A 20,571-nucleotide genomic window follows, 5' to 3' on the forward strand; every position below is an offset into this window, starting at 1 on the left:
CGTGGTGTTTGAAGACGGCGACAATGATGTCGGGAATGGTTTGGTGTTGGAACAGCCGGGAAGTTTGGAAATGTTTTAAAGCCGCGAAGCGCGGCTCTAAAACAAAGCGGTAAACGGTTTCATCCTTAGATACCGACAACTTCTCGCATGAGGTGATGATGCCCTGCCATTGCTTCGCCGGCGGATCGTCTGAAGCAGACCCGAACACCCCGGCCACTTCCGACAGTAAGCCTTCCTGCGGACGAATCTCAAATGCTGCGCGTTGGTTGAGGTAGGAAGACAGAGGCAAAGAGGAATCGGTCGATGTGGCAGTGATTTCAACCCGATAAGCGGTATTGACCGCTTCGGATGCGCTGAAGGAGCGGACTGAAAGTGACGGGGAAAAACGGGCGAAAGTGAGGTGGTAGGATTGGCGGGCGGTCATGACGAAACAATTTTAGAATGACAATGAATTTGGTATGTTAACTTGGATGATGACTATGGTAAAGCGAATGGGATGAGTGGAAAAAAGGCCGTCTGAACGGTTGAAATAAGGGATAAAATACCATTTTACCCTGCCCTATTCCACCATTCAGGGAAAAAGTGGTAAATTAATCAACCACAATTCTCTTAAAACCTATTGATTTTATACTAAAAATTGGAGTACTATGAGCATACTCTCTAGAGTATTATTAATTCTCATTTGACATATAGGAACAAAACAGCGGAATTTGTAGAAGAATAGGGAAAAGGAAATTAATTTATATTATGTTAACTTCATATACCTAGTATTGTAGTCTATTCATTCCAGTTTCTCTTAATTCTACAATCACTTACAGAATTCAAGAATAAAAAAGGCCGTCTGAAAGGTTTTTCAGACGGCCTTTTATCAATTGCCCCAGCTTTTTCTCAATAAATCCCTTGTTGTTAAAGTCTCCGATTATTTCAATAAGTAATTTGTCCAAGACTTTATTCAGGGATTGCTTTGGTGTTTTTTTAGATCCACCTGCCGACAGATTGTTTATGGCTTGGCTTTACCATATAGGTTTTCTACGCAACGGCTCGTCATGGTCTCCTTTGACAAGCTCCCAAATGGTCAGACCCATTTGGGGGCCGAGAAGTGCTTTTTGCGTTCTCTCACCCTCTCCTTCGGGGAAGATTTCGCCTTTATTGAAATGACGGGTTTCGCCGTTAAAGCTGGTAATTTTCCATATGCCCGAAATCGGGACAGGCTCTTCCTCGACGCCGATGATTTCCTGCGGTGCTTGGGTGTAGATCTTTTTACCGTCTTTTTCTTCTTCCACTTCCCAGCCGTCCCATCTTCTCGACCAATAATACATCTGTTCGCGGGTAATGCCGCCCATATTTTCACGGGGGTATTTTTCACGTATCGGTTCTAAAGCGCGGTTTAGCTCAATATAGTCCAAGGGTAAATCTTCGTGGATATCTCCGGTTTCAGGCAAATTGCCAATTTTGAAAACTTTGATACCTGCTATATCACGCATCTTAATATCGGGATGATTTGCCAAAACAGGCTCTATCCTGCCTGCCGGAAGCTGTCCGTAAAGTTCCCTACCAACCAGAGTGTACCAACTGATACTGCGTATGTTGTATCTATAAAAAGTTGACAGATAATCGGTTGTAACCGGAATCAGACCGAAATTCTCGCGACACACCCCGTATTCGTATGGCGCACCATCGTAATAGTTATGAGGTGGAATTGCTGCCAGACCGATATAGCCATGGAAAACATCCAGCTTCTCTGCAATCTTGTCGACAAACTCATCCAGTTTTGCCAAATCTTTGGGGGAAGACAAAATTTCCAGTGGCAGGTTAAAAAGTAGGGTGCCTAGCGGCATATGGGCTTCATTAACCAAACCTGCGGCAATAGAGGTAATGTCGAAATAATAGGATGCGCTGGTATCTGCATGCTCACTTTGCATTCCCCACATCACCTCTGGCAGATTTTCCTCCCGATTGTCCAACCACCGGTAGATTGTATCCCGTTCTTTCAGATATGATTTTTCGGTCAGTTTGACTTTTTTAATATCCCTATGGCCTCTTTCGTGCCTAGCTATTGTCAGCTTGTCTTTCGCCCATTCGTAATAGAAATCCATCAGAGCGGTTAAGGCATCGGCGACATCATTGCGGGTATTAAAATAGATTGCGCCACGTATGCCCAGTTTCAACAGGGTAAAGCCATGTTCGTTGTTGCGTTTGGTGCGGTCGGCGGTATAATGGATGGCGATGAGTTTCTTTTCGGTATCATTCATGAATTATCCTTTCTTGATTAAAATAAAGATTTTTATCTGGCGGCGCAACTGTTGCGGGCTTCTTCTTTGCTGGTGATAATTTCCCCATTACAACCTACTATGGTTACATGAGGACTGGCATCATACTCTTCTTTGCTTGCATCTCTGATATATGCAACTTGATCAATGGTATAAGTATTTCCTTCTACAACAGGTATTCCTTCTTTGAAATGAAATAAGGTATAGCCCAAGTCAAATTTACGAAGGAGCTCTATTTTATTCTCAACGGCCTCTTCTATTTCTTCATCGGTAAAATCGGCAGCTCAGTATATGTTAAATTTATAATTTAAGCATTTCAAATTTCTAAAATCTGTTTCTTTCAGTAGTACAATCACTTACAATATTCAAAAACAAAAAAGGCCGTCTGAAATGTTTCAGACAGCCTTTTTTGTTTATATTCCTTAAGCCTTTTCATAATCAAACTTTCGTTGTCAAAGTCCGTATTGTTCCAATGTAATCCATTTTCTCGATCGTAATATTTACCTTGGACACGGAATGGGACGTTGAATTTTTAAGCCTTCTAAAACGGTTTCTTAGTGGATTCTATCCTATGCTTCGTATTTATTCGTCCATACTGCCTTACTATCTACACTAACCTTCTCAAAAGAACTAATACCGATATATTTTTTATAATCAATAGAATAAGAATTGAAAAACAGCCTAATGATAAAAAAATCAGATACAGATTATACTGATTAAAGTATCCAAACTAAAAATTTTATTATTATTTAACTCTATTGTTAATCATCCATTCCCCTATTTTTTCGTTTAAACTTCCATCCTTCTTCTATATCAAACCTTATAATTTTTTGCTCCATCTCGACAAGAGATAACTTATCAATAAAGAAGGCATAAAAAAAGTCACGTGCTGCCTCCAAGGCGTGAGGATGTCGTAAATCAACCCCTAATCCTAAAAAATAGAGTTCATCTGCCTTATTTCCACTAACTTCTGACCAAGAGTTATCTATACCGGTATTAACTCTGAAATGATCATCATTAAATCTGTCTTCATAGTATCCAATTGGACATAAGGTAATATACCTTCTAGTTTTTTTTCCATAAAAATGATCACAATTCGGATCAAGACGTTTTCCTTGAGAATATGAGCCATTTGTCAAACCATCTCCATCAAATGAACTGCATGCTCCGCTGAAAGCTACGCAAAACAAGATTAAAAATTTCTTCAACATTCACATCACTTTTTTATAAAAATCATACCCAAAAATTACAGCCTAGATAAAGTTCCCACGCTATCGATATAAGCCACACTATGTGAGCAAAAAAACAATCCTTCCTTGCTCACGGTTGTATTATCCAAAATTCCCGCTGCCATCACTCAAAGAAAAACCACTGCTAGAAACTCGAAATAAGCACCTTGCAAGATTAAAAACATAAAAAAATTATCAAAATAATTTTATATACATGTGACAAAATTTTTGCAACTTTGTTTCTTATGGTTTTGCTTTTTTATAAAGCTCGTTCTCACAATATGAAAATTATCCAATACCTTTTCTGCGTTTAAAAAAGGCCGTCTGAAAACCGAATTTCAGACGGCCTTTACTGTACAGCCTTATTCCGCCACATCAATACACAAATATTTCAATTCCAAATATTCGTCCGCACCGTATTTGCTGCCTTCACGTCCCAAACCGCTGCGTTTTACACCGCCAAACGGTGCCACTTCATTACTGATTAAGCCCGTATTGATGCCGACCATGCCGTATTCCAAGGCTTCGCCGACGCGCCACTGACGGGCGGTATCGGAGGTAAAAAGGTAAGCTGCCAAACCGTATTCCGTATCGTTGGCGGTCGCGATGACTTCGGCTTCGGTTTCAAAACAGAATACTGGACACAACGGCCCGAAGGTTTCTTCGCGCGCCACCGCCATTTGCGCCGTTACGCCGCTTAAGACAGTCGGTTCGAAAAATGTTCCGCCCAACGCGCTGCGTTTGCCGCCGGTCAGGCAGACCGCGCCTTTTGAAAGTGCGTCGGCGATGTGCTGCTCAACTTTCTCTACCGCTTTTTCCTCAATCAGCGGCCCTTGGTTCACGCCTTCATCCAAGCCGTTGCCCAATTTGAGCGCAGCCACTTTTTCACTCAATTTACGGCAAAATTCTTCGTAAATGCCGGATTGAGCATAAACGCGGTTGGTGCAGACGCAGGTCTGGCCGCTGTTGCGGAACTTGCTGGCCAGCGCGCCTTCGACGGCTTTGTCAAAATCGGCATCATCAAACACGATAAACGGAGCGTTGCCGCCCAGTTCTAAACTGAGTTTTTTAATGTCCGCCGCGCTGTCGGCAAAAATTTTCGCACCGACTTCGGTAGAGCCGGTAAAGCTGATTTTGCGCACGGTCAGGTTCGTGGCAAATTCATGGCTGATTTCAGAAGCGCGGCCACTGACGACGGGAAGCAAATCCTGCGGCACGCCTGCTTCGTAGGCCAGTAGCGCCAGCGCATACGCGCTCAGGGGCGTGAGCGACGCAGGTTTGACTATCATCGCGCAACCCACCGCCAAAGCAGGCGCGGCCTTGCGCGCAATCATCGCGGACGGGAAGTTCCACGGCGTAATCGCAGCGGTAACGCCGACGGGCTGTTTCAACACGACCAGTTTTTGCGACGCTTTCACGCTTGTCAGCACATCGCCGTCAATCCGCCGCGCCTCTTCGGCAAACCAGCGCACAAACGAAGCCGCATAATCGATTTCGCCGCGCGCCTCGGTCAGGCTTTTGCCCTGTTCCATCGTCATGATGCGCGCCAGTTCTTCTTTGTTTTCCTTGATTAAAAAATACCAACGCCACAACACATCGGCGCGTTCCAACGCAGTTTTTGCCGCCCATAATTTTTGTGCGGCCTCCGCCTTTTGAATCAGCAACTTGAGGCCGTCTGAACGAGTCGTGCGGACAAACGCCAAAGTCTCACCTGTTGCAGGATTATCAACTTTAATAGCATTTGGAATCGGAGAAAAGGAAATATCGGGATGGTTGAGCAAGCGGGCAAAATCTTTCATGAGAAACTAGCTTTCTAAAATCAGGAATATGTGTTCATTATCATATTCATACCATGAAAGCGCAACTGAATCGCAAAATAAGACAACAGCAAAGGCCGTCTGAATATCTTACAGACGGCCTTTCTTATTCGGGTTTCTCTAAACTACATACTTATCTCAATTTATGTATGCGAAGATAAAAATATATATTGCTTAACAAAAGTATCACATATAGGAAAAATATAATGATTAATCCATAATTACCTGCTTTTATTGTACTGAAGACAATGATAAAAAATAGATCTAATCCTACTAATTTATGGATAAAATATAAAAATAAAGCTAAGAATATTAATCCAATTATTTTCCTATTGAGTAGAAAAAGTAAAATAGGAATATTATTCAAAATAAAAAATAATTTAATAAAAACTTCATTACCCTCTATCTCACCCTGTAGCTCAGATAGCTTATAGATATCCCCATAAACAATATAATCTGAAATATAGAAATTTTGCTTACTAAGGAAAAAAGAGAATACACATAGTAATAAAAAAATTATAAAATTTCATAAATAATATACCATAGTCCTACTTTATTAGATATAACTTTTATCTATAATATAATCAAACCATTCCCACCTAATCATCCCAACTGCAAATAAAATTCAGCTTTAATCGCTTGCTATGCTCGAATTATTTATATTTGAAGATTATAAACTCAATCTCATCTTTGCTGAATAGGTTATGGTTTATATAGATATAAAACGCAGTCTGAAACAGATAAAGCCAATAAAGGATGATTTCTTTTACTATATTTTTCCCTTTTTACCCCACTAAAACCGACGTCATGCTGAGTGAACCTGCAATCAGCTTGTCGTTGAAAAACGTAACCTGATCTTGCGGTTCGCGCAATGCCATGATGTACAGCAAGGGCAAGTAATGATCCGGTGTTGGCACGGAAAGCTCGGCTTTTTCGCCTAGTTGCTGATAATGCACCAAGGTTTCATCATCTTGTGTCGCAATCGCTTGATTGACCGTTTCTTGGAATGCAAACGCCCATTCATACCCTGCACCGATTTGATCAATATGTTCCCAGCTTATTGCCCTCAGGTTATGCACAATATTGCCGCTGCCGATAATCAACACGCCTTGTTCGCGTAAAGCAGCTAACTTTTTCGCCAAATTGAAATGCCATTCTGCCGATTGCAAACGGTTAAGGCTAAGTTGCACCACAGGAATATCGGCATTGGGATAAAGAAATTTCAACACTGCCCAAGCACCATGATCAAAGCCACGTGTTGGGTTCAGCTCGACATTTTCCGGCTGTAATAATGACTTCACTTGCTCCGCCAACTCAGGCGAACCGGGCGCAGGATATTGCACTTGACTGAGTTCATCTGGAAAGCCGTAGAAATCGTAAATCATTTTAGGATGCGCGCCTGAGGTTACCTGCAAACGGCTGCTGTACCAATGCGCTGAAATCATCAAAATAGCTTTTGGTTTGGCAAACCTTTGCGTAATTAGGCTGAAATTCTGATTAAACAGGTTTTCTTTGTCCAACACATTCATCGGGCTGCCATGCCCGACAAACAATACAGGCATTTTTTTCATGATTTACTCCTCGTTATTTGATACAGCGGATTGTACGGACAAATTTTTATTCAAAAAATACCGGTTTACGAACAACATCTTTTCCTCATAAGAAATCATGACTGATAAGGTCTAGAGATGTTGAGAGGATATATAGAAGAAGGGTTGATTCAAAAGGCCGTCTGAACATTTTATTTCAGACGGCCAAAAATTTCTTTATTTCTGTATTGACAGAAATAAAAGATAAAAATAGAATACCATCACTATGAAACTGAATCCGACCACTGAAAAATTTATCCTCCATTGGGGCGAAATGGGCACCAAATGGGGGGTCAACCGTACCGTTGCGCAAATCCATGCCCTGCTCTATATCTTGGGCAGGCCGATGAATGCCGAGGAAATTACCGAAACGCTCGGAGTGGCGCGCTCCAATGTCAGCAACAGTATTAAAGAGCTGCAAAATCTGAGACTGGTGCATACCGTGCATATCTTGGGCGATAGGCGCGATCATTTTGAAACTTCGGATGATGTCTGGACTTTATTCCGCACCATTGCTGAAGTGCGTATGCAGCGCGAAATCGAACCGACGCGGCAATTTTTGCAAAGCCTGATCGACAGCCCTGAATTTAGTCAGGAAAATGAAACCGCCAAGCAGCGAATCCAACAAACCCATGATTTCATCAGTACGCTGACCATATGGGCAAATGAAATGCTGAAGCTATCCACTTCAACCATGGTAAAAATCTTGAAAGTCGGTGCAGGAATACAAAAATTTTTCCGGTAATGGCATTGGGCATCTGCTCAAAAAATACTGCCTATGTTATTTAGAAATATGAAAACATACTCATGTTAGTTTTACATGGGCATGTAAAACCAAAATTTTTTTACCCTATAATTTCTCTCTTGACAGAAATTTTAGAAATTAAAGATTGAACAGGCTTAACTGATGAAATAGGAATTTGGTATGCTCGACAATATTAAACGCCCTCCTCCCGCCTACTTGTCTTACTCGATGGGGCTGCTATGGCTCTGGAGTGGTACCCAGCCTCTGTTTTTCATGCCTGAAATGTCATTGGGTTTACTGCGTTCGGCCGGCATTCCTAATCCTTTGCAATGGCCGACATTAATCGCTGCTTCACTGTTGGACATCGGTTTTGCCTTTTTATGTTTCAGCCGCTTTCGCTTCCGTTCCGCAATATGGCTGCTGCAATTGATAACCGTCGCGGCATACAGCCTGATTATTGCCTTCAGGCTGCCTGAAATGTGGGCGCATCCGTTTGCACCTTTGGTAAAAAACCTGCCGATTATGGCTACTTTATTTTTCCTGTATCAATCCGTAGAAGATAAAAAATGAACACCTATTTAATCGTTAAAACCTTGCACATCATCTCCGCTACCTTAATGGTCGGCACCGGTTTTGGTACAGCGTTTTACCTCTTTTGGGCAAACCGCAGCGGTTCGGTCGCCGCACAGTCGGTCGTATCGCATTGGGTCATCAAAGCAGATTGGTGGTTTACGACACCTGCCGTCATTTTCCAACCCTTGTCCGGCTTATGGATGCTGTATGAACGCGGCTATACTGTTTCCACCATGCTGGAACAAAATTGGATATGGATGACGCTGGCTTTATACATCTTTTCAGGCATTTGCTGGCTGCCCGTTGTTTGGCTGCAAATCCGCATGGCCAAGATTGCCGAAAAAGCGCACAAAGAAAATGCAGACACCATTCCTGAGCCTTATTGGCGTTATGCCAGACGTTGGGAATTGCTGGGCTATCCCGCCTTTTGTGCCACTATCGTGATTTACTTCCTGATGGTGATGAAACCGGTTTAAAGGTTTTCAGACGGCCTCAGCAATATAAAGAAAAAACCATGAACATCATCATTTTCGGAGGCAGCGGATTTATCGGCAAGCGTACCGTTCAAATCCTCAAAGAACAAGGTCACCAAGTTTGCACGCCTGACCGCCGCGCCTTCGACTTTCTTCATCCCAATGAAACAGCCGCACGCCGTTTATTAGAGGGGCAAGACGTCCTCATCAACTGCATCGGCATCATGAGCCGTCATGCCGAAATACTCGAACCCGCCTTTCGGTGTGGAATGGAAAATCCAAGAAGATTACGTCAAAGAAGAATATGCCGATAAAGGCTTTAACGGGCGTTTCGGGGCTGGTCTGCCGCGTATCAACGATGGCTCACTCCTCTTTTTGCAACACATGATGAGCAAAATGAAGCAGCCTGAAAAAGACGGCCAAGGCTCGCGCATTGCCGTGGTATTTAACGGCTCGCCGCTATTTACCAGCGATGCCGGCAGCGGTGAAAGCAATATCCGCCGCTATGTAATTGAAAACGACCTGCTTGAGGCCGTTATCGCGCTGCCGGATCAAATTTTTTACGACACCGGCATTTATACCTACATTTGGATTTTATCGAATAAGAAAAGCGCCAAACGACAAGGCAAAGTGCAGCTGATTAACGCTACGCAGTATTTCCAAAAAATGCAAAAATCGCTTGGCAATAAGCGCAACGAATTGTCTGAACAGCATATCGCAGAGATTACCAAACTGTATGCCAATTTTGCCGAAACCAAAGACAGCAAGATTTTTAGCAACCAAGATTTTGCTTATTTGAAAATCACGGTAGAACGTCCGCTGCGACTCAATTTCCAAGCCAGCGCAGAACGTATTGAAAAACTGTAGGAACAAACCGCCTTTGTGAATTTAGCCACAAGCAAAAAACTCAAAGACGAAGCGCAGATTAAAGCTGATGAAGCCATCGGCGCAGCGCAGCAACAAGCCATTATTACCGCATTAAATGGCTTGGGCGATAAATTATATAAAAATCGTGAGGCATTTTTAAAAGTGTTGAATCCGGCCTTAAAAGCCTTGGATTTCACCATTGGTGCACCGCTGAAAAAAGCGATTTTGGAAGCCTTAAGCGAGCGTGACCAAACCGCTGATATCTGCACAGACAATAAAGGCAATAAAGAGGCTGATTCACAACTGCGCGATAGCGAATTAGTACCGATGCCGTCTGAAATGCCGTTTCCATTAAGTTTGAGCTATGAGAATGTTCATTTAGAAAAGTAGAATATTGATATTTACAAGGCCGTCTGAAACTCATTTTCAGACGGCCTCTTACTTAATAGAAATAAAAATAAGCTAATGAAATCAATTACTATCAGTCATTCAACACCATTCAATAAAAAATAAAACCTGAGGCTTTCATCCCCCAGGTTTTATTTTCAAGCCTTATGCTTTTTCCTGCTGACGTTTTCTTTCTGCCACCATCTCATGCAATGTTTGCTTGGCAGGTTTCATCGGAACATGGTTATTGGTCCAGCTTAACTGCTTACTTGGCGTCAATGCACGGAATTTGGTAGCAGCCCAGCCGAATGCTCGATAAGCCTTACTGCCGCTGAAAATACCGTTAAAGGTTCGCCATGCCATTTGCTCGCCGAAGGTATGCGATGCGCCTTGACCACGGATAGGATGAGGAACGGCTTCTGTTGGCGAACGTTGTGCTTCAACGCGCAGACGTTGCATTTGTTCGGTAATCGGAATGCGTACTGGGCAAACTTCGACACACGCGCCGCACATGGTACACGCAGTCGGCAGATCGCGTGTCGCATCCAAGCCCAACAAATGCGGAGAGATAATCTCGCCAATCGGGCCGGGATAGGTTGTGCCATATGCCGCGCCACCGATACGGGTGTAAACCGGACAGTGGTTCATGCACGCACCGCAACGGATACATTGCAAGGTACGGCGCATTTGATCTTCTGCATACGCTTGGCTACGGCCGTTGTCGAGCAGAACCAAGTGCATTTCCTGCGGACCGTCCAGTTCTTCGCTACGGCGAGGACCGGTAATCATATTGAAATAAGTGGTAATATTCTGACCGATGGCGGAGCGTGGCAACAGGCTGTACAAAGGCGGCACATCCGACAGTTTCGCAACCACTTTTTCAATACCGGTAATGGCGATATGCACAGGCGGCACAGTGGTACTCAAGCGGCCGTTACCTTCGTTTTCCACCAGACACAAAGTGCCTGTTTCAGCAACGGCGAAGTTTACGCCGCTCAAACCGACGTCGGCAGTGCTGTAAATATCGCGCAGTGCTTTACGGGCGAAGCCGGTCAGTTGGTCCACGTCGTCAGTTAACGGCGTACCGAGGTTTTGATGGAAAAGCTCGCTCACCTGCTCTTTGGTCTTGTGAATGGCAGGCATCACGATATGGGTTGGTTTCTCGCCGGCCATTTGTACGATAAACTCGCCCAAGTCGCTTTCAACCGCTTTGATGCCCCGGTCTTGCAGATAATGGTTCAGCTCAATCTCTTCGCTGACCATAGATTTGCCTTTCACCATCAGCTTACCGTTTTTATCGGTAATGATGTTGTGAATGATTTGGCAGGCTTCGGCCGGTGTTTCCGCCCAGTGGACTTTAACGCCCAGCTTGGTCAGGTTCTCTTCCAGCTGTTCCAATAATGCAGGTAATTTGGACAACGAACGTTGACGGACATGCTCACACAGGTCACGCAGGCTTTGCAGCTCTTCTTCATCTGTCAAAACAGCTTTGCGCTTGGTCATCAGCATATCCATCGCCGTACGCAAGCTTTTACGCAGAGGCTTGTCTTGCAAAGAAATCGCGGCGTTTTGCTTGAACGTTTCCGGCTTCATATGGAATTTAATGGTTTGGGAACTCATGCTTTTTCCTCCAAATCGGCAGGGGAAATATGATCAGGCAGGACAGCCAAAACCACCAAATCGCGCGGGCCGTGTGCACCATAGGCCAAAGTCAATTGAATATCGGCAGTCTTAGACGGGCCGGAAATCAAAATAACGTTGGTAGACATACCTTTTTCTACCAGTTTTTCGCCTTCAACAGCATTATGGAATTCGTTGTACATTTTGCTGGTGTCAAACAGGCAGAAATGCACAGGCGGTACCAAACTCAAACTGCGCGGCTCCAGAGGACTGGACTCCAACATAATCGTACCGGTACGGGCAATACCGCATTTAGAGCCGCTAAATCCGGCCTCAATATCGGCAAAGAATTCGTTTTTCCAGTCGTCGATTTTTCGCTCAAAACCGCGCGGTTCGATATCGGTATCGGCCAAAGCTGCACGAGCCAGCTGGCCGTGTTCTGTTTCCAATGGCAACAGAATGTTTTTCAAGCCTTTGCCTTCGGCTGCTTGACGGAATACTTGCGGCCAGTTGGTTTTAGTAACCCAATAGATTTCCGTTTTGACGGCACGCATGGCAGCCGCCCAATGTTTCAAGCGTTCGACATCGTTTGCCCAAGAAACGCCCATTTCACGGTAATAATCGAAAACCGGCGGCTCTTCCATCGGTAAGGCATCGGCTTTTTTCAATTTCGCCAAAATATTTTCGCGCGCGCTCATGCTTTACCTCCGGTGCGTTCCAACAGGAAGGATGCAATGTGTTTCGGACGTGGCATATTCGGTTCGTCTTTGGCAATTTTGCCGCCGATATTCATCATGCAGCCGCAGTCTGCGCTGATGATTTCAGTCGCGCCGGTTTCTTTCAGGGCTGCAACTTTGTCGGTTACCATCGCGCCGGAAATATCTGCTTGTTTGACAGAGAATGTACCGCCAAAACCGCAGCATTCACTTTCATGGTCGTGAACGATACGCTCAACATTTTCCATGCCGTCAATCAGCTGCCAGCCTGACAAATGGACATTCATCTCACGACGCGCCGCGCAAGAAGTATGAACGGCCACTTTAACCGGCTCGCCTTTATCTTCAGGTTTGTAGCCGATGGCCAGCAGGAAGTGGGTAAATTCAATGATACGGTTGGCGCAATCAATGGCTTTTTGTTCGTACTCGGTGCCTTTGAACAAAGTCGGCCAGTGGTGTTTCATCATGCCGCCGCAAGAACCGGACGGTACGACAATCGGCCAATTTTCCGGGAATAAATCCAATTGGGCTTTGGCCACATCAAAAGCTTCTTTCGGATGGCCGGACGAATAGGCAGGTTGGCCGCAGCAGCTTTGCTCCATCGGATAATGGATACGGATGCCCTGTTGTTCGATTAAGGTAATGGCATCCATGCCTGCTTCGGGCATGAAAAGGTCGAGAACGCAAGTACCGAAGAAATAAGCATCGGTTGGCTTGCTGTCGAATACGGTGATTTGTGGTGGTTTGATTGCGCTCATTTTTTTGGAACGGGATAACCCATTTTCTTGTGTAAAAATAAGATGGATACTTTAAGTAATTGCTTGTAATGGGTCAAGTCTAATTTTAAAAAATAATATTAAAAAAGCATGACAAACCAGACAAACACCTTTCCCTTATTAAATTGATAATCTACATAATAACTACTATCAATAAGAAAACTAAAGGATTCATTTTTTAATAAATGAAATGCAACCATTCACTCTCTCTTCAAAACACAATAACTGCCTCTTTATAGAATCTTGATTTACATCAGAAGTCATGAATTTAATCGCTATGACACGTTTTTAAACAAAATAAGCAACCTCTTATGCTATACATATGTTTCAGACGGCCATACTTAGCATAAAAATATGTCTAAGATAATAAAAATAAAAGTTTTTTCACAAGACTCAGGCCGTCTGAAAGATAAGTTCGTCAAAAGGCCACTTTCCATATGCTCAATCCTACTTTTAATCAAAATCAAACACTTGAAAAATCATCGTTCCCAACCTTGAAAACCCTATGCACACTCAAGCACTTCCAGTATTATTGTGACAATTTCTTGACGCAAAATTACAGTCTTAGCCGCCCACAATCGGCATGGATTTGCAAAAGAAGTGAAACCAAGCTTCAAAACAATTTCACCTTAACTTCGGAGTAGGCATCATGTTGACCCAGACTCAACAGGTTGATTTGACCTTGCATCACCTTAAAGAACGCACCCTATCGATTTATACCCCCGAACAGCGTGCAAGCATCGAGACATCTGAAGACTGGAAACAGTTTGACAGGCGACTTGAAGAACACTTCCCAAAACTGATGCACGAGCTGGACAATGTTTACAACAACAACGAAGCCGTTCTCCCCATGCTGGAGCAACTGATTGCTCAAGCATGGCAAAGCTATTCCCAACGCAACTCATCCTTAAAAGATATTGATATTGCGCGCGAAAACGATCCTGACTGGATTTTGTCCAACAAACAGGTTGGCGGCGTGTGCTATGTCGATTTGTTCGCAGGCAATCTGCAAGGTTTGAAAGCCAAAATCCCTTATTTCCAAGAATTGGGCTTGACCTATCTGCACCTGATGCCCCTGTTTAAATGTCCCGAAGGCAAAAGCGATGGTGGCTATGCGGTCAGCAGCTACCGCGATGTCAATCCGGCTTTGGGTACGATAGACGACTTGCGCGATGTCATTGCCGCCTTGCACGAAGCAGGTATTTCCGCCGTCGTCGATTTCATCTTTAACCATACTTCCAACGAACACGAATGGGCAAAAGGCTGCGCCGCCGGTGATCCGCTCTACGACAACTTCTACTACATCTTCCCTGACCGCTGGATGCCCGACCAATACGACCGCACCCTGCGTGAAATCTTCCCCGACCAACATCCGGGCGGCTTCTCCCAACTGGAAGACGGACGCTGGGTATGGACGACGTTCAACTCCTTCCAATGGGACTTGAATTACAGCAACCCATGGGTATTCCGTGCCATGGCAGGCGAAATGATGTTCCTTGCCAACTTGGGCGTTGATATTCTGCGCATGGACGCCGTTGCCTTTATTTGGAAACAAATGGGCACAAGCTGCGAAAACCTGCCGCAAGCCCATGCCTTAATTCGCGCGTTTAACTCTGTGATGCGTATTGCCGCCCCGGCCGTGTTCTTCAAATCCGAAGCCATCGTCCACCCCGACCAAGTTGTCCAATACATCAGCCAAGACGAATGCCAAATCGGTTACAACCCGCTGCAAATGGCATTGTTATGGAACACGCTTGCCACGCGCGAAGTCAACCTGCTCCATCAGGCATTGACCTACCGCCACAACCTGCCCGACCACACAGCATGGGTCAACTACGTACGCAGCCATGACGACATAGGCTGGACGTTTGCCGATGAGGACGCATGGCAGTTCGGCATCCACGGCTACGACCACCGACAATTCCTCAACCGCTTCTTCGTCAACCATTTCGACGGCAGCTTCGCGCGCGGCGTCCCCTTCCAATACAACCCAAACACTGGCGACTGCCGTGTCAGCGGTACAGCCGCAGCATTGGTTGGTTTGGCTCAAAATGACCCGTATGCCGTTGACCGCATCAAACTTTTGTACAGCATCGCCCTGAGTACCGGCGGTCTGCCGCTGATTTACCTAGGCGACGAAGTGGGTACGCTCAATGACGACGACTGGTCGCAAGACAGCAATAAGAGCGACGACAGCCGCTGGGCACACCGTCCTCGTTATAATGAGGAGTTGTACAACCAACGCCATGACAGCTCGACCACTGCCGGTCAAATCTTCCAAGGTTTGCGCCATATGATTGCCATCCGCCAAAGCAATCCGCGCTTTGACGGCGGCAAGTTGGTTACCTTCAATACCAACAATAAACACATCATCGGCTATATGCGTAACAACGCGCTTTTGGCATTCGGCAACTTCAGCGAACATCCGCAAACCATCAGTGCGCATACGCTGCAAGCCATGCCGTTTAAAGCGCACGATTTGATCAGCGGTCAAACCGTTTCCCTGAATCAGGATTTGGTACTGCAACCCTATCAAGTCATGTGGCTTGAAATTGCATAAGCCGGAATTTTGATACACCGCTCAAGGCCGTCTGAACAAATCAGCGTTCAGACGGCCTTTTAAGAAATAAGATGTATTTTGTATTTTGGGCAGTTTCGCTTAGAATGCATGCTTTAATACCAGATGACACACTAAAAATCAGGAGTAAAAATCCATGTTGAAAAAATTCGTACTCGGCACCATCGCTGCAGTAGTTTTGGCTGCTTGCGGTGGCGAAGGCAGCAATTCAGCTTCTTCTGCACCGGCCCAATCCGGCGCAGCCTCCGGCTCACTGATTGAGCGTATCAACAACAAAGGTACCATCACTGTCGGTACGGAAGGCACTTACGCACCCTTCACCTACCATGATAAAGACGGCAAATTGACCGGCTACGATGTCGAAGTTACCCGCGCCGTTGCCGACAAACTGGGCGTAAAAGTCGAATTTAAAGAAACACAATGGGACTCCATGATGGCGGGTTTGAAAGCCGGCCGTTTCGACGTGGTTGCCAACCAAGTCGGCCTGACCAGCCCTGAACGTCAAGCAACTTTTGACAAATCCGAGCCTTACAGCTGGAGCGGTGCTGTATTAGTTGCGCGCAAAGACAGCAACATCAAATCCATCGACGACATCAAAGGCGTGAAAACCGCACAATCCCTGACCAGCAACTATGGCGAAAAAGCCAAAGCTGCAGGCGCAGAACTCGTACCGGTAGACGGCTTGGCTCAATCCCTGACCTTGATTGAACAAAAACGTGCCGATGCAACCCTGAACGACGAATTGGCGGTATTGGACTATCTGAAGAAAAATCCGAACGCCGGTGTAAAAATCGTTTGGTCTGCCCCGGCTGATGAAAAAGTCGGCTCCGGCTTGATTGTCAATAAAGGCAACGATGAAGCATTGGCTAAATTCAGCACAGCCATGAACGAACTGAAAGCCGACGGCACGCTGAAAAAACTGGGCGAACAATTCTTCGGAAAAGACATCAGTGTTAAATAATTTCCTTGCCTCTCTGCCGTTTATGACGGAAACACGCGCTGATATGCTCATCAGCGCGTTTTGGCCCATGGTTAAAGCCGGCTTTATAGTATCTCTTCCTCTAGCGATCGCTTCTTTCGTTATCGGCATGATTATTGCTATAGCCGTTGCTTTGGTACGAATTATGCCACCAGTTGGAATTCTTCAAAAAATCCTACTTAAAGTGGTTGAATTCTATATTTCGGTCATTCGTGGCACACCACTTCTAATACAGCTGGCTGTAGTCTTCTATGGCCTGCCATCTGTTGGTATATATATCGACCCGATTCCTGCTGCCATCATCGGCTTCTCGCTCAATGTCGGCGCATATGCTTCCGAAACCATCCGCGCGGCAATCTTGTCCGTACCTAAAGGTCAATGGGAAGCCGGCTTCTCCATCGGTATGACCTATATGCAGACGTTCCGCCGTATTATCGCGCCGCAGGCATTTCGTGTTGCCGTACCGCCTTTGAGCAACGAGTTTATCGGCTTGTTCAAAAATACTTCGCTTGCAGCAGTTGTAACAGTAACTGAATTATTCCAAGTTACCCAACAAATTGCGAATCGCTCCTATGACTATCTACCAGTCTATATCGAAGCCGCATTGGTTTATTGGTGTTTCTGCAAAGTGCTGTTTTTGATTCAGGCGCGCTTGGAAAAACGCTTTGACCGCTATGTCGCCAAATAAGGAGTTGTCATGATTAAAATCCGCAATATCCATAAGACCTTTGGCGAAAATACCATTTTGCGCGGCATCGATTTGGATGTCGGCAAAGGACAGGTGGTCGTTATCCTAGGCCCTTCCGGCTCGGGCAAAACCACGTTTTTACGCTGTTTAAACGCTTTGGAAATGCCCGAACAAGGTCAGATCGAGTTTGACAACGCGCAGCCGTTAAGCATCGATTTTTCCAAAAAACCAAGCAAACACGATATTTTGGCACTGCGCCGCAAGTCCGGCATGGTGTTCCAACAATACAACCTCTTTCCGCACAAAACTGCGTTGGAAAACGTCATGGAAGGACCGGTTGCCGTACAAGGCAAACCTGTCGCCCAAGCGCGTGAAGAGGCTGTCAAATTGCTTAAAAAAGTCGGTTTGGGCGATAAGATTGATCTCTACCCCTACCAGCTTTCTGGCGGTCAACAGCAGCGCGTCGGCATTGCCCGAGCATTGGCGATTCAGCCTGAACTGATGCTGTTTGACGAACCGACTTCCGCGCTCGACCCTGAATTGGTGCAAGATGTTTTGGATACCATGAAGGAGTTGGCACAAGAAGGCTGGACCATGGTTGTCGTTACGCATGAAATCAAATTTGCCTTGGAAGTGGCAACCACCGTCGTCGTGATGGATGGCGGCGTTATTGTCGAACAAGGCAGCCCGCAAGATTTGTTTAACCATCCCAAACATGAGCGGACACAAAAATTCCTGCGCCAAATCCGTGCGGACAATGCTGACCTTTAAATTTAATTGAAACGACAGAAAATTTGAAAGCATTTCCGACTGTCATTTCATAAAGGCCGTCTGAATAAGTGAAATAGAAAACGCTGATTTCGTTTTCATACTTGTTCAGACGGCCTTTTATATGTCTTTTCAGGTAAAATAACGCCTTTCGTTTTACTTATCCCCTACCCGCCATCATGATAGAAATCAAAAAACTCACCCTGCAACGCGGTTTGAAAGTCCTGCTCGATAAAGCCGATGCCGTAATCAACCCCGGCCAACGCGTTGGTTTAATCGGTAAAAACGGTACGGGAAAATCCAGCCTGTTTGCGCTGATAAAAGGTGAAATCACACAAGATGGCGGCGAAATCCTGATTCCCAAAACATGGCGCCTGGCTTCCGTCTCTCAAGAAACGCCCGATTTAGATATTTCCGCTTTAGACTACGTTTTGCAAGGCGATGCCGAATTGCAGGCTTTTCAGACGGCCTTGGCCCAAGCAGAAGCGCAAAACGATGGCATGAAGCAGGCCGAATATCACGCCAAACTCGAAGAAATCGATGCCTATACCGCTCCGGCACGCGCGGCGAAATTGTTGAGCGGCTTGGGTTTTGCACAAGAAGAACATATCCGCCCCGTCAAATCTTTTTCCGGCGGCTGGCGTATGCGCCTCAACCTTGCCCAAGCACTGATTTGCCGTGCCGATTTGCTGCTTTTGGACGAACCGACCAACCACTTGGATTTAGAAACCGTATTGTGGCTGGAAAACCATCTTGCCTCCCTGCCCTGTACGCAAATCATCATCTCCCATGACCGCGACTTCTTGAATGCCACCACCACGCAAACCATCGAACTGTCGCAACAAAAACTGACCCAATACGGCGGCAATTACGATTTCTATCAAGCCGAACGCGCCCAGCGTCTGGCGCAACAACAAGCCGCCTACGTCAAACAGCAGGCGCAAATCAAACATCTGCAATCCTTTATCGACCGTTTCAAAGCTAAAGCCACAAAGGCCGTACAAGCCCAAAGCCGCATGAAGGCATTAGCCAAACTCGAGCGCATCGCCCCTGCTCATTTGGATAGCGAGTTTTCCTTTGAGTTTGCCAATCCGACCCACCTGCCCAATCCATTATTGAAACTCGACCATGCCGACTTGGGCTATGGCGACAAAACCGTTTTGCACGATATCACCTTGTCTCTGGAAAGTGGCGCACGTTACGGCCTGTTGGGCGTTAACGGCAGCGGCAAATCCACATTTATCAAAGCCTTGGCAGGAAAAATCGATTTGCTTTCCGGCAGCATCGTCCGCTCCGAAAAGCTCAATATCGGCTATTTTGCCCAGCACCAACTGGATACCTTGCGTGCAGACCAAAGTCCGGTTTGGCATATCCAACAGCTTTCGCCCGAAGTCCGCGAACAGGAAATCCGCAACTTTTTAGGCGGTTTCAACTTTGTCGGCGATATGGCGGTTCAAAAGACCGAGCCCTTTTCCGGCGGCGAAAAAGCGCGGCTCGCCCTTGCCATGATTATCTGGCAAAAACCCAATCTGCTGCTGCTTGACGAGCCGACCAACCATTTGGACTTGGATATGCGCCACGCCCTGACACTTGCCCTGCAAAGTTTCCAAGGCGCATTGATTGTCGTATCGCACGACCGCAGCCTGCTTGAAGCGACTACCGACAGCTTCCTATTGATTGACAAAGGCCGTCTGAACAACTTCGACGGCGATTTGAACGACTACCGTCAATGGCGATTGGCACAAGAAAACGCCGCAACAGCCCCCGCTGCATCTGCACAAAGCCAAAGCCCCAAGGACACCAAGCGTATCGAGGCACAAATCCGTCAGGAAAAAGCCAAACGCAGTAAACCGATTCAGCAGAAAATCGACAAAGCCGAAAAAGAAATCGCGCGTTTGACTGATATTCAGACGGCCTGTGAAGCATTTTTGGCACAAGAATCTGCTTATTCAGAAGAAAATAAACCCAAATTGCAAGAGACACTCGCACAATTAACAGAAACTAAAGTAAAATTAACGCAACTGGAAGAAAACTGGCTGCAATGGCAAGAAGAGCTTGAGCAAATCCAAGTTGATGTCGAAGCCGAGTTTTCCCAATAAAAATAGAGCCATCAGGCCGTCTGAAATAAAACACAATACGGAAAAACATGACTTCAACTATCAAACAAGCCGGATACTTCCTCGTATCCTCTTTCGTCTTGGGCATTTCTCTTCACGCAGCCGCCGCAGTTTATTCCTGCGGCAACGGCAGCTATACCTCCGAGCCCAACTCCTCCTGCGCACAGGCCCAATTGCCTAAAATCAGCGGCCATCAAGGCAGCGGTTATCATCTCAACATCCGCAGCCTCAATGCCTCTGATGAACGCGTCAATGCAAAACCCAAGAAAAAGAAGCGCACGGAAAAATCTGACAAACCGAGCAAAAACAAAAACAGTGCAAAAGCCAAAAAACAACAGCCCATGCCGTCTGAACAAGAATAAAATGCTCAACTGCAACG

21 protein-coding genes are annotated in these 20,571 nt (G+C 45.8%); 12 read left to right on the forward strand and 9 right to left on the reverse strand.

Features of this window, described 5'->3' with window-relative positions; all coding sequences use genetic code 11:
* The 6 genes from ACTHUT_RS02760 to ygiD all read right to left on the reverse strand — a co-directional run.
* Nucleotides 1-424, reverse strand: a 424-nt coding sequence (locus ACTHUT_RS02760; protein ID WP_440386704.1) for a contractile injection system protein, VgrG/Pvc8 family, incomplete at its 3' end; no start/stop codon positions are given.
* Nucleotides 425-1,013: 589 nt separating this feature from the next.
* Nucleotides 1,014-2,252, reverse strand: coding sequence for a type VI immunity family protein (locus tag ACTHUT_RS02765; protein ID WP_440386805.1), 1,239 nt, complete (start codon nucleotides 2,250-2,252; stop codon nucleotides 1,014-1,016).
* Nucleotides 2,253-2,284: 32 nt separating this feature from the next.
* Nucleotides 2,285-2,482: a hypothetical protein gene (locus tag ACTHUT_RS02770; protein ID WP_440386806.1), complete on the reverse strand. Its 198-nt coding sequence runs from the start codon at nucleotides 2,480-2,482 to the stop codon at nucleotides 2,285-2,287.
* Nucleotides 2,483-3,031: 549 nt separating this feature from the next.
* Complete coding sequence (locus ACTHUT_RS02775; protein ID WP_440386419.1) at nucleotides 3,032-3,481, reverse strand: hypothetical protein; 450 nt, start codon at nucleotides 3,479-3,481, stop codon at nucleotides 3,032-3,034.
* 380 nt (nucleotides 3,482-3,861) lie between these two features.
* Complete coding sequence (locus ACTHUT_RS02780) at nucleotides 3,862-5,298, reverse strand: NAD-dependent succinate-semialdehyde dehydrogenase (protein ID WP_440386418.1); 1,437 nt, start codon at nucleotides 5,296-5,298, stop codon at nucleotides 3,862-3,864.
* 803 nt (nucleotides 5,299-6,101) lie between these two features.
* Nucleotides 6,102-6,887, reverse strand: a complete 786-nt coding sequence (gene ygiD / locus ACTHUT_RS02785) for a 4,5-DOPA dioxygenase extradiol (RefSeq protein WP_440386417.1) — start codon at nucleotides 6,885-6,887, stop codon at nucleotides 6,102-6,104.
* Between the two features lie 244 nt (nucleotides 6,888-7,131).
* Here ygiD and ACTHUT_RS02790 point away from each other — a divergent pair, with 244 nt between their 5' ends.
* The 6 genes from ACTHUT_RS02790 (at nucleotide 7,132) to ACTHUT_RS02815 (ending at nucleotide 9,953) form a co-directional block, all read left to right on the forward strand.
* The gene (locus tag ACTHUT_RS02790; protein ID WP_308904528.1) at nucleotides 7,132-7,650 is read left to right on the forward strand and encodes a GbsR/MarR family transcriptional regulator; all 519 of its coding nucleotides are present in this window, start codon (nucleotides 7,132-7,134) and stop codon (nucleotides 7,648-7,650) included.
* 180 nt (nucleotides 7,651-7,830) lie between these two features.
* Nucleotides 7,831-8,220, forward strand: a complete 390-nt coding sequence (locus tag ACTHUT_RS02795) for a DoxX-like family protein (RefSeq protein WP_440386416.1) — start codon at nucleotides 7,831-7,833, stop codon at nucleotides 8,218-8,220.
* Nucleotides 8,217-8,699, forward strand: coding sequence for a DUF2269 family protein (locus tag ACTHUT_RS02800; RefSeq protein WP_440386415.1), 483 nt, complete (start codon nucleotides 8,217-8,219; stop codon nucleotides 8,697-8,699). The genes ACTHUT_RS02795 and ACTHUT_RS02800 overlap by 4 nt, the downstream gene beginning before the upstream one ends.
* A gap of 38 nt (nucleotides 8,700-8,737) precedes the next feature.
* Nucleotides 8,738-9,010, forward strand: a complete 273-nt coding sequence (locus tag ACTHUT_RS02805; protein WP_440386414.1) for an NAD-dependent epimerase/dehydratase family protein — start codon at nucleotides 8,738-8,740, stop codon at nucleotides 9,008-9,010.
* Nucleotides 8,931-9,563, forward strand: a complete 633-nt coding sequence (locus tag ACTHUT_RS02810; protein ID WP_440386413.1) for an HsdM family class I SAM-dependent methyltransferase — start codon at nucleotides 8,931-8,933, stop codon at nucleotides 9,561-9,563. The genes ACTHUT_RS02805 and ACTHUT_RS02810 overlap by 80 nt, the downstream gene beginning before the upstream one ends.
* Before the next feature lie 15 nt (nucleotides 9,564-9,578).
* Nucleotides 9,579-9,953: a hypothetical protein gene (locus tag ACTHUT_RS02815; RefSeq protein ID WP_440386412.1), complete on the forward strand. Its 375-nt coding sequence runs from the start codon at nucleotides 9,579-9,581 to the stop codon at nucleotides 9,951-9,953.
* Between the two features lie 162 nt (nucleotides 9,954-10,115).
* On the opposite strand, the gene ACTHUT_RS02820 is transcribed toward ACTHUT_RS02815, so the two are convergent.
* From ACTHUT_RS02820 to ACTHUT_RS02830, 3 genes are read right to left on the reverse strand one after another with little or no spacing between them, the layout of a single operon-like run.
* Nucleotides 10,116-11,570, reverse strand: coding sequence for a LutB/LldF family L-lactate oxidation iron-sulfur protein (locus tag ACTHUT_RS02820; protein WP_440386411.1), 1,455 nt, complete (start codon nucleotides 11,568-11,570; stop codon nucleotides 10,116-10,118).
* Nucleotides 11,567-12,268, reverse strand: coding sequence for a LutC/YkgG family protein (locus tag ACTHUT_RS02825; RefSeq protein WP_440386410.1), 702 nt, complete (start codon nucleotides 12,266-12,268; stop codon nucleotides 11,567-11,569). The genes ACTHUT_RS02820 and ACTHUT_RS02825 overlap by 4 nt, the downstream gene beginning before the upstream one ends.
* Nucleotides 12,265-13,044: a (Fe-S)-binding protein gene (locus ACTHUT_RS02830; RefSeq protein WP_049323225.1), complete on the reverse strand. Its 780-nt coding sequence runs from the start codon at nucleotides 13,042-13,044 to the stop codon at nucleotides 12,265-12,267. Before ACTHUT_RS02830 ends, ACTHUT_RS02825 begins: the two co-directional genes overlap by 4 nt.
* A 667-nt stretch (nucleotides 13,045-13,711) precedes the next feature.
* On the opposite strand from ACTHUT_RS02830, the gene ACTHUT_RS02835 reads away from it, so the two are divergent.
* From ACTHUT_RS02835 to ACTHUT_RS02860, 6 genes are all read left to right on the forward strand, one after another.
* On the forward strand, nucleotides 13,712-15,622 hold the full coding sequence (locus ACTHUT_RS02835) for an alpha-amylase family protein (protein WP_049323224.1): 1,911 nt from the start codon (nucleotides 13,712-13,714) through the stop codon (nucleotides 15,620-15,622).
* Between the two features lie 154 nt (nucleotides 15,623-15,776).
* A complete protein-coding gene (locus tag ACTHUT_RS02840; protein ID WP_049323223.1) occupies nucleotides 15,777-16,601 on the forward strand; it encodes an amino acid ABC transporter substrate-binding protein in 825 nt (274 codons plus the stop codon).
* A complete protein-coding gene (locus ACTHUT_RS02845) occupies nucleotides 16,591-17,307 on the forward strand; it encodes an amino acid ABC transporter permease (protein ID WP_191620507.1) in 717 nt (238 codons plus the stop codon). Before ACTHUT_RS02840 ends, ACTHUT_RS02845 begins: the two co-directional genes overlap by 11 nt.
* 9 nt (nucleotides 17,308-17,316) lie before the next feature.
* Nucleotides 17,317-18,078 (forward strand): amino acid ABC transporter ATP-binding protein, encoded by a 762-nt coding sequence (locus ACTHUT_RS02850; protein WP_036490792.1) that lies wholly within the window; start codon nucleotides 17,317-17,319, stop codon nucleotides 18,076-18,078.
* A gap of 176 nt (nucleotides 18,079-18,254) precedes the next feature.
* Nucleotides 18,255-20,174 carry an ATP-binding cassette domain-containing protein gene (locus ACTHUT_RS02855; protein ID WP_440386409.1) on the forward strand — a complete coding sequence of 640 codons (1,920 nt, stop codon included), beginning with the start codon at nucleotides 18,255-18,257 and terminating at the stop codon, nucleotides 20,172-20,174.
* A 47-nt stretch (nucleotides 20,175-20,221) separates the two neighbouring features.
* Entirely contained in the window at nucleotides 20,222-20,554 is a 333-nt protein-coding gene (locus tag ACTHUT_RS02860) for a nucleolar protein (RefSeq protein ID WP_440386408.1), read from the forward strand.
* Nucleotides 20,555-20,571 lie beyond the last annotated feature (17 nt).

Source organism: Neisseria sp. P0022.S010 (genome assembly GCF_051956635.1).

Excerpts from the sequence above, each read along its gene's own strand:
- ACTHUT_RS02825 (WP_440386410.1), bottom strand. The coding sequence starts at position 12,268 with ATGAGCGCGCGCGAAAATATTTTGGCGAAATTGAAAAAAGCCGATGCC.
- ACTHUT_RS02855 (WP_440386409.1), top strand. The coding sequence starts at position 18,255 with ATGATAGAAATCAAAAAACTCACCCTGCAACGCGGTTTGAAAGTCCTG.
- ACTHUT_RS02830 (WP_049323225.1), bottom strand. The coding sequence starts at position 13,044 with ATGAGCGCAATCAAACCACCACAAATCACCGTATTCGACAGCAAGCCA.
- ACTHUT_RS02790 (WP_308904528.1), top strand. The coding sequence starts at position 7,132 with ATGAAACTGAATCCGACCACTGAAAAATTTATCCTCCATTGGGGCGAA.
- ygiD (WP_440386417.1), bottom strand. The coding sequence starts at position 6,887 with ATGAAAAAAATGCCTGTATTGTTTGTCGGGCATGGCAGCCCGATGAAT.
- ACTHUT_RS02780 (WP_440386418.1), bottom strand. The coding sequence starts at position 5,298 with ATGAAAGATTTTGCCCGCTTGCTCAACCATCCCGATATTTCCTTTTCT.
- ACTHUT_RS02805 (WP_440386414.1), top strand. The coding sequence starts at position 8,738 with ATGAACATCATCATTTTCGGAGGCAGCGGATTTATCGGCAAGCGTACC.
- ACTHUT_RS02765 (WP_440386805.1), bottom strand. The coding sequence starts at position 2,252 with ATGAATGATACCGAAAAGAAACTCATCGCCATCCATTATACCGCCGAC.
- ACTHUT_RS02850 (WP_036490792.1), top strand. The coding sequence starts at position 17,317 with ATGATTAAAATCCGCAATATCCATAAGACCTTTGGCGAAAATACCATT.
- ACTHUT_RS02800 (WP_440386415.1), top strand. The coding sequence starts at position 8,217 with ATGAACACCTATTTAATCGTTAAAACCTTGCACATCATCTCCGCTACC.
- ACTHUT_RS02860 (WP_440386408.1), top strand. The coding sequence starts at position 20,222 with ATGACTTCAACTATCAAACAAGCCGGATACTTCCTCGTATCCTCTTTC.
- ACTHUT_RS02820 (WP_440386411.1), bottom strand. The coding sequence starts at position 11,570 with ATGAGTTCCCAAACCATTAAATTCCATATGAAGCCGGAAACGTTCAAG.
- ACTHUT_RS02835 (WP_049323224.1), top strand. The coding sequence starts at position 13,712 with ATGTTGACCCAGACTCAACAGGTTGATTTGACCTTGCATCACCTTAAA.
- ACTHUT_RS02810 (WP_440386413.1), top strand. The coding sequence starts at position 8,931 with ATGCCGAAATACTCGAACCCGCCTTTCGGTGTGGAATGGAAAATCCAA.
- ACTHUT_RS02840 (WP_049323223.1), top strand. The coding sequence starts at position 15,777 with ATGTTGAAAAAATTCGTACTCGGCACCATCGCTGCAGTAGTTTTGGCT.
- ACTHUT_RS02775 (WP_440386419.1), bottom strand. The coding sequence starts at position 3,481 with ATGTTGAAGAAATTTTTAATCTTGTTTTGCGTAGCTTTCAGCGGAGCA.
- ACTHUT_RS02795 (WP_440386416.1), top strand. The coding sequence starts at position 7,831 with ATGCTCGACAATATTAAACGCCCTCCTCCCGCCTACTTGTCTTACTCG.